At 71.2% G+C, this 10,738-nt stretch carries 10 protein-coding genes and 2 pseudogenes; 10 read left to right on the top strand and 2 right to left on the bottom strand.

Annotation, left to right across the window (positions count from 1 at the left end):
* From G6W55_RS32195 to G6W55_RS32175, 5 genes and pseudogenes are all read left to right on the top strand, one after another.
* Positions 1-239: pseudogene (locus G6W55_RS32195) on the top strand (hypothetical protein); the annotation flags it as partial.
* Positions 240-734: 495 nt separating this feature from the next.
* Entirely contained in the window at positions 735-1,871 is a 1,137-nt protein-coding gene (locus G6W55_RS32190) for a hypothetical protein (protein ID WP_175524240.1), read from the top strand.
* A gap of 158 nt (positions 1,872-2,029) precedes the next feature.
* Positions 2,030-3,358 (top strand): annotated as a pseudogene (gene dnaB / locus G6W55_RS32185) (replicative DNA helicase); the annotation flags it as partial.
* A gap of 51 nt (positions 3,359-3,409) precedes the next feature.
* Entirely contained in the window at positions 3,410-3,784 is a 375-nt protein-coding gene (locus G6W55_RS32180) for a hypothetical protein (RefSeq protein WP_175524238.1), read from the top strand.
* A gap of 171 nt (positions 3,785-3,955) precedes the next feature.
* A complete protein-coding gene (locus tag G6W55_RS32175; RefSeq protein ID WP_175524237.1) occupies positions 3,956-4,288 on the top strand; it encodes a hypothetical protein in 333 nt (110 codons plus the stop codon).
* 22 nt (positions 4,289-4,310) lie between these two features.
* On the opposite strand, the gene G6W55_RS32170 is transcribed toward G6W55_RS32175, so the two are convergent.
* Together G6W55_RS32170 and G6W55_RS32165 are read right to left on the bottom strand one after the other, a co-directional pair.
* On the bottom strand, positions 4,311-4,508 hold the full coding sequence (locus G6W55_RS32170) for a hypothetical protein (RefSeq protein WP_175524236.1): 198 nt from the start codon (positions 4,506-4,508) through the stop codon (positions 4,311-4,313).
* 49 nt (positions 4,509-4,557) lie between these two features.
* On the bottom strand, positions 4,558-5,094 hold the full coding sequence (locus tag G6W55_RS32165; protein WP_175524235.1) for a helix-turn-helix domain-containing protein: 537 nt from the start codon (positions 5,092-5,094) through the stop codon (positions 4,558-4,560).
* Between the two features lie 598 nt (positions 5,095-5,692).
* On the opposite strand from G6W55_RS32165, the gene G6W55_RS32160 reads away from it, so the two are divergent.
* The 5 genes from G6W55_RS32160 (at position 5,693) to G6W55_RS32140 (ending at position 10,657) form a co-directional block, all read left to right on the top strand.
* Positions 5,693-6,709: a hypothetical protein gene (locus G6W55_RS32160; RefSeq protein WP_175524234.1), complete on the top strand. Its 1,017-nt coding sequence runs from the start codon at positions 5,693-5,695 to the stop codon at positions 6,707-6,709.
* A 35-nt stretch (positions 6,710-6,744) separates the two neighbouring features.
* Positions 6,745-7,506, top strand: a complete 762-nt coding sequence (locus tag G6W55_RS32155; RefSeq protein WP_175524233.1) for a hypothetical protein — start codon at positions 6,745-6,747, stop codon at positions 7,504-7,506.
* Between the two features lie 350 nt (positions 7,507-7,856).
* The gene (locus G6W55_RS32150; RefSeq protein ID WP_175524232.1) at positions 7,857-10,034 is read left to right on the top strand and encodes an LAGLIDADG family homing endonuclease; all 2,178 of its coding nucleotides are present in this window, start codon (positions 7,857-7,859) and stop codon (positions 10,032-10,034) included.
* Between the two features lie 49 nt (positions 10,035-10,083).
* Positions 10,084-10,422, top strand: a complete 339-nt coding sequence (locus G6W55_RS32145; RefSeq protein ID WP_175524231.1) for a hypothetical protein — start codon at positions 10,084-10,086, stop codon at positions 10,420-10,422.
* A 25-nt stretch (positions 10,423-10,447) separates the two neighbouring features.
* A complete protein-coding gene (locus G6W55_RS32140) occupies positions 10,448-10,657 on the top strand; it encodes a hypothetical protein (RefSeq protein ID WP_175524230.1) in 210 nt (69 codons plus the stop codon).
* Positions 10,658-10,738: the final 81 nt, after the last annotated feature.

Below are 10,738 nucleotides of genomic sequence, written 5' to 3'. Positions count from 1 at the left end.
GCGAGCCGGTCGAGGGCGGCGAGTACGAGTTCTTCCGGTCGCGGAACGCGTCGGCCGACGAGCTCGCCGCGTTCGGCATCGACGTGCCCGACGACGTGAGCGTGCCGGTCATGTACAGCAACACCACGTTCCACACATCCGAGGGCCCTATCGAGGTGTGGGAAGACGTCTATGCCCCGTGGACGGTCAAGGCCGTCCCGCGTGGTGCAACGCGTCCGGCCGACGCGACACCCGGATAGCCGAACGGCCGGATACCCCAGGGCACCCGGCCGTAAGATCCGCTCGACAGAAAGCAGTAGAGCCCGACCCCCCGCAAAAAGTCTTGGCGGACTGGGGGACCGGGCTCCAGAGGCCGCGTGCGGCATCGCTGTGTCTGATCGTACGGGTTCGCTGAACTGATCTCCAGCGAACCCCGAGACGGTCGGGTGCGGCATGGCGCACGCGGGAGTGATTGGAGCCACCTGCATGCGCCGTACCGCACCACTCGCGGAGGCCGAGGCCGCCGCCGCACCGCTGGTTTTGGGCCGGGTGCTCGACCCCTCGACCGCTGCCCGCCCCCGGGCCGGTCGAGCTATCTCCCCTGGAGACCCGAGCATGATGCACGACTCGCCCCCCGCCCGTCCCGCCGCCGCGCTCGGCCTGGTCCCCGCCGGGGGTGCCCGGTGAGGAAGCGCCCTTCACGCCCCGCACGCTTCACGCAGGTCGACAACGGAGCCGTTGACGGCATCCGGTCGATGATCGCAAAGGGTCTGCTCCTGACCATGGTGCGCGCCAAGGACGGCGCCGACATCACCGTCGAGGGCCTCGCCGAGACGCACGACGAGGGACGCGCGTCGCTCGAAAAGGCCATGCGCTCACTGGTCGCGGACGCGTACGTCGTCAAGTTCAAGATCCAGCAGCAGGCCAGTGACGGCGAGCGCCGGGGCGGAGCGTGGCGCACCGAGGTCATCGCCGACACGGTGCCCATCGACCGCGAATGGGTCGGCGAGCAGCTCGCCGCGATCATCGCTGAGGGCAACGTGCGGGCCGTCCGTATCGAGCCCGCGCACCTCGACCCGAGGGCCGAAAACAGGGCCGCGACCGGCCGCAGGATTCCGGCGGTCGGTCCGACCTGCGGAAACGTCGCTAAGGAGGAAGAAACCGCAGGTGGGACCGACCGCTGCATTACCGACGGTCGGTCGACCGACCGTCGGTCAGGCGGCGGCTCTATTAGGAAGAAGACTGTTGTTAAAGACTCTCTCTCTGGTCACATGGTGCCCACGGGTGACGAGCCCAAGGACGTGACCGAGGGGAGAGAGAGCAGCGCTGCGCGCGAGGACGACCGGGAGCTCGCCGCCGTTGACGCGGGGGAACTGCAAGTCCCCCCGCCCGTCGGCGTCCCACAGCAGCGCGAGAGTGACGTCGTCGAGGACCAGGAGCAGCCCGAGCAGCAGCTCGACCAGGCCGACGCCGAGGCATTCGCCCTGTCGCTTCCCCACGTGACGAGCAAGGCCGACGTCGCCCGCGTACTGCCCGGCATCCTCCGGGCCGCCGCCCTGGGGATGACCCCCGACCAGGTCCGCGCACACCTCGACCGCATGGTGAACCTCGGCGAGATCCGGAACCCCGGCGCGGTGTCCACCCTGTACGCCCGGCACCTCGAACCTAAGACCCTGCTCGCCGCCCTCGCCGTCACCGAGAGCGCCAAGAGCTCGGCCCGACCCGGGGCAGACAAGTGCACTCAGCACCGGGTCTACGACGCGGGCGACTGCCCGCTGTGCATCAAGGCCGCCCGTGTCGCCGCCATCCGCGAGGACGACCGGACCGAGGACCCGGCGCCGGTCGACGGCTCCGGACTCCTCGCCCGGCTCCGCGCGGGCATGTCCGCCTGACCCTCCCCGCCCCGAACACGACTGCGGCGGCCGATCCCGCTAAGAATCCGGCCGCCGCACAGAGCACCAACCAGGGAACTCCCATGAACAGCTTCGCACCCGCCGACCTCGACGCCTACGACGGCCAGGACGACGCCGACCGCCCCGGCCGGGAAGACTTCAACCGCATCCCCCCGCAGGACCTCCCCGCCGAGGGGTCCGTCCTCGGTGGCATGCTGCTGTCGAAGGACGCCATCGAGGACGTCATCGACGGCCCCATGCAGCTGAGGGACTACTACAAGCCCGCGCACGAGACGATCCACCAGGCGATCCTGCACCTGTACGGCCAGGGCGAGCCGGCCGACCCCATCACCGTTGCTGCCGAGCTCACCAAGCGCGGCGAGATCAACAAAGTCGGCGGAGCGGCCTACCTGCACGCCCTTGTCCAGACGGTGCCGACAGCGGCGAACGCCGAGTACTACGCCGAGATCGTCCACGAGAAAGCCGTGCTGCGCCGCCTCACCGAGGCCGGCGTGCGCATCTCCCAGCTCGGCTACGCGGGCGAGGGCGACCTCGACGAGATCGTGGGCCGGGTCGAGTCGGAAGTCCTCGACGCACTCAAGGGCCGTGACCAGTCCGCCGGGTACGCGGCCGTCCGCGAGGACGTCGCCCCGTTCTGGGACCGCCTCGAACGCCGCATGAACGGCGACACCGGGCCTACCGGCATCCTCACCGGCCTTACCGACCTCGACAGCCTGACCGGCGGACTCCAGCCGGGACAACTGATCGTCATCGGTGCGCGGCCCGCCATGGGCAAGTCCACGCTCGCCCTCGACTTCGCGCGCTCGGCGGCGATCACCCACGACAAGACCACCGCGTTCTTCAGCCTGGAAATGTCCCGCGAGGAGATCACCGAACGCCTGTACTCCGCCGAGTGTCAGGTCGCGCTCCACCACATCCGCAACGGCGGCGTCACCGAAACCGACCTCGGCCGCATGGTCGAGCGGACCCCCAGCATCGAGGCCGCCCCGCTGATCATCGACGACTCACCGAACCTCAGCTGCATGGAGATCCGTTCGCGGGCCCGGCGCATCGCTCAGCAACGGGGCCTTGACCTGCTAGTCGTCGACTACCTGCAACTCATGCAGTCCGGCGGCACCCGGCGGCCCGAGACCCGACAGCAGGAAGTCGCGGACATGTCCCGCACGCTCAAGCTGCTCGCCAAGGAACTCCAGATCCCCGTCATCGCCCTGTCCCAGCTCAACCGGGGCACCGAACAACGCACCGAGAAAAAGCCCGTCCTGTCCGACCTGCGGGAGTCCGGCGCCATCGAGCAGGACGCCGACATGGTCATCCTGCTGCACCGCGAGGACGCCTACGAGAAGGAGTCACCGCGCGCGGGCGAGGCCGACCTCATCATCGCCAAGCATCGCAACGGCCCAACCGCCACGGTGACCGCCGGGTTCCAAGGGCACTACTCGCGCTTCAAGGACATGGCGTCCGACTGACACGCCGCCCGCCGCACGTACTGCCTGATCACACCCCACCGAGAGGACGTCATGACTGACCAGCAACCCCTCACCGACCGGAACACCCTGGTAGGGCACGAGGTCGTGAACGCGGCCCGGGACGCCGCCGGCCTTTCCGCGGCGCTCCACTCCGCCGCCGGACTCGCCATGGTCCTCGAAGAGGACGTGCGCGCGGCCATCATCCGCTCGTTGAACCCCGGCGTCGAGCTCGACGTCGAAAGCCTCGTCGAGGCCGGACTCATTGGCTCCGGAGAGGATTTCGACAGGAAGGCGATCGTTCCTTTGGGGAGCCTCGGTAGCCCGGCGAACAGTGCGATCCTCGCCGCGCGCCGGGCCGCAAGCGCCCTCGCAGACGCTCTGTTCCTCGCACATCGACTCCTCGACCCGGACGACGCGCAGGACTGAGACCGGCATCACCCCTCGGGGGCCGCCGTAGCGATCACGCACAGATCGCCCACGGCGGCCCCCGTTCGCCGTCTGGCGGCCGTTCACCCATGTCGGGGCCAGATGGGACCATAGATCCACTGGCAGGCCGTCAGACGGACGCTCAGCGCCTCGACCTACAGGCAGGTGCCCGTGCCACTCCCCGACCCGTTCCCCCGCGACGACGAGCAGCTCGATGACGAGCCCGCCGCCGCGTTCGCCGCCTGGCGGCTGTACGCCTCAGTCGCCCCGCGCTTCCGCGACCTCGGCCGGGTAGCCGAGCTCACCGGCACCGACCCGGACGACGTCGCGATGTGGGCCGGCTCATACGGGTGGGACGCCCGGACGCGGGCTCACGACTCCCGGCAGGCCGACCTCTACCGCGACCACTTCGAGCAGGGGCGCCGCCGCATCCTCGACCGGCTCGCCTACCTGCGCGAGCAGAGTCGGGAGCAGCGCGGCCAGGAGCAGCGCGGCGAGTCGTGACCCGGACCGCACGGGGGCATCATCACGTCGGGGCCGGGGCGTCAGCGGGACCAACGGGAAGCGGCCCCGGCCCCGCGAGGTGCGCGAGCCGGTCACCGACCTGCCCGAGGTCGAACAGCGGGAGTTGGACGCCGAGGCCGCCGTCGTCGAGCGCGGCCTGGTCGACGAGCTCGGCGGCGAGCTGCTCGACGTAGCCGACGCCCTGAAAGTCCTGGTGCATACACACAGCACACCGCACGGGACCGACAGTCACGTGTACCCGGGCCGGGTCATCCGTCGAGCAGCTCGGCGATGTTCACCAGCTTCAGCCCCACGGGCCGCCGGCTCTTTCGCGCGGCGCCTCGCACCGGCTTGGCCGCGTGCGCGAGCGCACGTTCGTCCGGGACGACGCGCGGCGGGTCGAGGTGTGCGCACGCGGTCACCTGCGTACTGCCCGCCCCTTCCCACCATCGCCGGGGTGTCAGCTGGTAGGCGCCCGCCCTCGGGCTCGGCTTTAGCAGTAGCCCGAGCTTGACCAGGCGCGTCAACGACGCTTTCGCCGTCGTCGGCGTCGTCCGCAGCTCGGCGGCGAGCCGCGCGGGGGTGAGCCGTACGGGGGCGTGCGCACCGCCCTGATCCTTGAGGTACTCGATCGTCGCCCACTCGACGGCGGTGAGGTCGAGTGTCCACAAGGGGACCTCACTCCCCTTCGCGCTGAGGGTGTATCCGCGGCCGTCGAATTGGTGGGCCACCCTCGGCCGGGCCTCGACGACCGTGCCGTCAACGCGGTTGTACAGGACCAGGTCGGCGTTCCGTCGAGCGGGCATCGAGTTCCTCCCCTTGGAGTGCGGCTAAGGGCGGGAAATCCCGACCTTACGGCCCGGAAATCCCGACCTTACAGCCGCATCATCGCAGGTCATGGGCATGCGCCCCTTCTGTCTGTAGAGCACGCGCGTGCGCGCGCGAGGCACCCCCCCGTCGCTTCGGCGTATGCCCGTGCGCAGCTCGTCTCTCGGCTTCAGCCATCCGGGCCGCACCCCCAGGTACCGGACGACCGGCGGCCCGCGCCCGAGGAGACCCGGCCAACCCTCGCCGGGAGGTGCCGGCGGTCCGCCGGTTCTCGAGAACGCGGCGCCTTGCGCCACGGTCCGACGCCCGGCGAACCCACCGTCGGCTCCGCCGAGAGAGAGCGAGCGCTGCGCCAAACCTCGGAATAACGGTGCCGAGCGATGCCCGCCGGGTCGAGGGGGCACCGGGGTAACGCGTACGTCGTGGTGCGCATGAGACGATCGCCGTGCGTTTGGTGCCCGTAGGGTGCCATGCACCACGGCCGGGCCGCACCGGCCCCCGAGCGGGACCAGCGAGCCCGGCGGGGGGCAGAGACGCGCTCGGCACCGTTATTCACACTGACGGGAGGACGTGGTGATGGACGACCGGGACCAGGACCAGGGGCAGGAATGCCCGGGGCTCGCGCAGTTCGAGGAAGTCGTCGAGCGGCTCTGTGCAGCGGCGACAAGCCCCTCGCAGGCCCGGCAGTACCGCATGGTGCTCGGCGAGCTCACCCGCGCCATGGACGCCGGATATCTCCCGGTTTCCGGCTGCGTCTCTCTCTCCGAGCTGCTCGCCGAGCACGTCGTCACGGCCTACCTCACAGTGGCCCGTGAACGGCGTCTGACGACACGGCTAGACGTGCACTCGACGCCCGCCGCCGACAACACCGAACGCGTCCGGCACCGGGTCCTCATGCGGGTCGCCGCCCTCGCCGGGGTCCCGCTCCGCCTCCCCGAGGGGCCGGCGGTGGTCCTGCGGGAGACCCTCACCGACGAGATGCGCGAGTCTCTGTGGCGGTACGCGGTCGCCGAGGCCGACGTCATGCGTCCCGGCACGGGCGGATGGCGGGCCGCACTGCGGGCGGCGGCGGCGGTCGGCGTCGTGCTGTCGACCGGCGCCCGGTCCGGCGAGCTCGCCGACCAGGTGGTCACGGACGTGTCCGCCGACCTGCGCGAGGTCGCCATCGTCCGGTTCCCGCAGCACGGGCAGCGCAGCGCGGGGACGCGCGAGGTGTTCGAGCTCGATGCCCGGGTGCGGCCGGTGATGCGCCGGTACCTCGACCAGCGCGAGCAGCTCGTCGGCGGCCTGCAAGGGGCACCCCCCGAGGCTCTGTGGGTGGTCGTGCGCGGCGGCGGCACCCCCACGCACGGCATGCCCGCCCTTCCCGGCACCCCGGTGTCCGCCGTGCAACTGCGGCTCGTCTACTCGCGGCTGGTGCGCCGGCTGAACGCGCAGCGCACCGAGGCGGGCCTCGAACTGCTGCCGCGCCGTATGGAACAACTCCGGCGCAGCGTCGCCCCCGAGCCGCTCCGGTGCGGTAACTCGGCCCGCGCGAGGGACCGTTCGGACCCCGGGGATACAGCGGAAGACCCCGCAGCTACGGCGGCGTAGCCCGCCTGTCGGTGAACTGACGGAGGGATGTCGGTATGGCTGTGACCTATGCCCCGGACCGCGAGCCGTGGCAGCGTCAGCCGTGGGAGTCGGCGCGCGACGCCGAGCTGTTCGCGCTGTACTACGCGCTCGGCCCCGACCGGTCGCACGAGCTGCTGCTCGCCGAATGGAACAGGCGCGCGCAGGCCGACCGGCGGGTGAAAGCGATCAGGTCTGTGCGCACCATCGAGCGGGCCTCTGCTGCCGGTGAGTGGGTGCGGCGGGTGGCATGGCGCGAGGATGCCGAGTACGCCGTCGTCACGCGCCGGTACCGCATCCGCGATGCCGAGCAGCGGGCAACGAACGCCGAGCTGCTCGGCCGTCTCGCCGAGCGGTGCGCCCTGCTCGCACTGGAGGCAGGGTCGACCGAGCTCAAGCCTGCCGACCTGCTGCGCGCGGCCGGTGACCTCACGAAGAAGCATTTCGAGGTGACGGCGCCCCGCGCCCTGCTCAGCTTCGGCGTCCCGGCCCCGGTGGCGGACGGCGGCGGGTCGGCGTCGTCCGAGCTACTGGAACAGGACCAAGAACACGGGCGCCACGGCGAGACCCTCGCGCGGATGCTCGGCGAGATCGCCCTCGACCTACAGGCACGGACGGAATCCGCGGGTGCCGCTGCCGAGCAGGACGCCGGAACGGCCGCCTCTGCGCGCCGACCCCGTACCCGAGGGCTCGTCAGCATCGAGGCCCTGCTCGACGGCGACGACCAGGACGACGGCGACGACCAGGACGACGAGCAGCTCGTCGAGGACGACCGGTGAAGGCGCCGGCCGCCCGGGTCGACCCGGACACGGCCCACCGGCTGGAGTCGGCGGCACTGCACTCGCCGCTCACTCTGGCCATGTGGGCGCGCCCTCGGCACTACCAGGTGCGCGCGCATCACAGGCTGATCTCGCGGGCCTGGTCGGACATGGCCAACGGGCACGGCGAACGACTGCTAGTCACTTGTCCCCCGCAGGTTGGAAAGCCTGTCTATGATCGATCCATGATCTTGATGGGGGACGGCTCCCGTAAGCCGATCGAAGACGTCCGCGTCGGCGAGACCGTGATCACGCATGAGGGACGCCCTCGACGGGTGCAAGCGGTGCACGTACAGGGCGATTTGCCGTGCGTGAAGATCACCACCTATGCGGGCCGCGAGACCGTCGCCGCAACCGACCACCCGTTCCTGACCCCGGACGGCTGGGTGAAGGCGGCCGATCTGGTGCCGGGTGCCTCGGTCGCCTCGGTGCCCTCCCCGGCCTACGAGCCCGACTCGGCGCTCACCGCTGACGCCGCGTACCTGCTTGGGGCGTTCGTCGGCGATGGCAGCACGGGGAAGCTGGCGACCACTCACCACTGCGCGATCACGTGTTTCTCGGACTCCATGGCAGTCCGGTTGCAGGAGTGCGCCGACTCCCTTGGGTTCGTCATGAACCTGAGTGGAGAGACAGGCAGGGTCCGCCGGTTCTACTCGTTCCGGAGCAAGTCCCGCCGCCAGGAAGACCAGGCAGCCGGGCCGCGCCGCTGGCTTGCCGAACACGGCCTCGCCGGGTGCACCTCGCGGACCAAGAGGGTTCCCCCGGCGGTGTTCCGCAGCACCCCCGAGGTGATCGCCTCGTTCATCGCGGGCTACTGGGACTGTGACGGCACCGTGTCGACGCGAGGCAAGAACCGCGACGGCACCCCCCGGACCGACGTCCTGGTCGAGCTGTACTCGGTTTCCCGGCCGCTACTCGAAGACGTCCAACACCTGCTGCTGCGCCTCGGGATGCGGAGCACCATCCGGCAGAAGATCGGCAAGCTCAACGGCGTCGAGCACCTCTCGTACCGGCTCGCGCTGATCTCCCGGGACGAAGTGACCAAGTTCCGCACGCTCATCCCTCTCGCCGCCGACCACAAGGCCGCCCGGCTCGCGGACCACTTCGCCATGCGCAGCACGTTCGACGCGCCGCTCATGGCCGACGAAGTTGTTTCCGTCGAGCCGGTCGGCCCGCTGCCCTGCCGGTGCCTGACGGTCGAGGGCGACCACACGTTCACCAGTGACGATCTGGTCGTCCACAACTCCGAGCTCGCGTCGGTGTACGCCCCGGCCTGGTGGCTGCTGTGCAACCCCGAGCAGCGCGTCGTGATCTCGACGTACGCCGACCACCTCGCCCGCGAGAAAGGGCGGGAGGTGCGCGCCGTCCTCGCCGAGCACGGGCGCCGGTTCGGCACCGGCCTGCGGCGCGGCTCCGCCTCGGTCACGGACTGGCGAACGACGCAGGGCGGCGGCCTGCGGTCGGTCGGCGTCGGCGGGTCCCTCACCGGCTTCCCGGCCTCGCTCGCCCTGGTCGACGACCCCCACAAGGACCGCGAGCACGCCGACTCCAAGGTGATGCGCGCGCGGGTGTGGAAGTGGTGGAGCTCGGTCCTGACGTCCCGGCTCGCCCCCGGCGCCTCGGCCTGCCTGATCATGACCCGGTGGCACCCGTCCGACCTCGCGGGGATGCTGCTCGACCGCGAGGGCCGCATCGAGGACGGCGGCCGGTGGCGGGTGCTGGAGTTGCCCGCGTACGCGGTCGAGGGCGACCCGCTCGGCCGGGCACCCGGCGATCCCCTGCCGCACCCGCAGATCGCCGAGGACGACGTCGCCGGGGCACGCGCGCATTGGGAGGCGCAGCGCGACGCCACGACGATCCCCCGCGACTGGCAGGCGCTCTACATGTGCTCGCCCACGGCGGGCGAGGGCGCGCTCGTACCGGCCTCGCTGCTCGTCGAGCGGCGCGTGCCGTTCGGTCACGTCCTGCCGGGGGCGGTACAACGCGCGGTCGCCGTCGACCCGTCGGGCGGCGGGAAGGATGAGGCCGGCCTGATCGCCGGGTTCGCCGGAACTGACCACCGGCTCTACCTGACACACGACTGGTCCGGGCGGATGAGCTCGGAGGAGTGGGCGCGGAAAGCCTGCCTGCTCGCGGCCGAGACGAACGCGGACACGGTCGTCGTCGAGCGGAACTACGGGGGCGACATGCCCCGCCGCATGATCAACCTTGCGTGGCGGTCGCTCGCCGCCGAGGGCAGGGTGCGGGCCCGGCACTCCCCCTACGTCGTCGAGGTCACGGCCCGGCAGGGCAAGCACATCCGCGCGGAACCCGTGGCACAGATGATCGTCGAGGACATGGTGCGCCTGGTCCGCCCGCTCCCCGAGCTAGAGCTCGAATGGTCGACGTGGGCCCCCTCGGCGACAGGGACCTCGCCGGGCCGCCTCGACGCCTCGGTCTACCTCGCCCTCAAGTTGGTGCCGTACATCAGCCCGGAGCCGGGCCGGTGAGGGAAACCCGCGGCCGTCACCCCGGCCCGGACGGATGGGATGTGGTGCGATGACGGCCGACCCGCAGCGCGTACGGCGGGCCCTCGGCGGCCTGCTCGCCAACGTGGAACAGGACGGCGCGATCAAGCCGGACATGACGGCCGACGAGCTGCTCGGGGTGATCACGGGCATGCCGGACGCGAGCCCGGTAGACGCGGCTGGAAGCCTGGTGCGCCTGATGCGGGAGGCCGCCGCCGCCCTCGACACCCTCGCCCGGCAGGTCGAAGAAGCACAGGCGGGGAAGCCGGGCGGCGTACGGCTCGGGATCGGCTTCACGCACAACACCGACGGCTCGCTGCGGTGGTCGAACGGAAGCGTTGCCGACCAGTACCGGCGCCCCATCCGGTGAGGCGTACAACGGGGGCATCCGCCCCGTGTGCGATACCTGCCGGGCCGTCGGCTACTGGTTCCCCACCGGCCCGGCCTGCGTCGACTGCGCAGTGCAGATAGGCCGCGCCGACCAGGACCAGGCCCGCGCCGAGGGGTACGCGCACGGCGATGTCTGTGCGCTCTGCAGAACGGCCGCACGCGCCGTCCTCGACGTCCTCGCCGACCGGGCGCAGCAGAACGGCCCGCCCCTCTGAGAGCACCAGAGGGGCGGGCCGAGCGACGCCAGTATGCGGAGCAAGGGGGATGAGAGATCGCCCGCGCCCTCGGCGGGCCCC

The organism is Streptomyces sp. CAI-85, from assembly GCF_013363615.1.
In the GTDB taxonomy this organism is placed as follows: Bacteria; Actinomycetota; Actinomycetes; order Streptomycetales; family Streptomycetaceae; genus Streptomyces; species Streptomyces antibioticus_B.
Note: the sequence above shows the minus strand (reverse complement) of the source record. Positions and strands in the feature narration are given on the sequence as shown.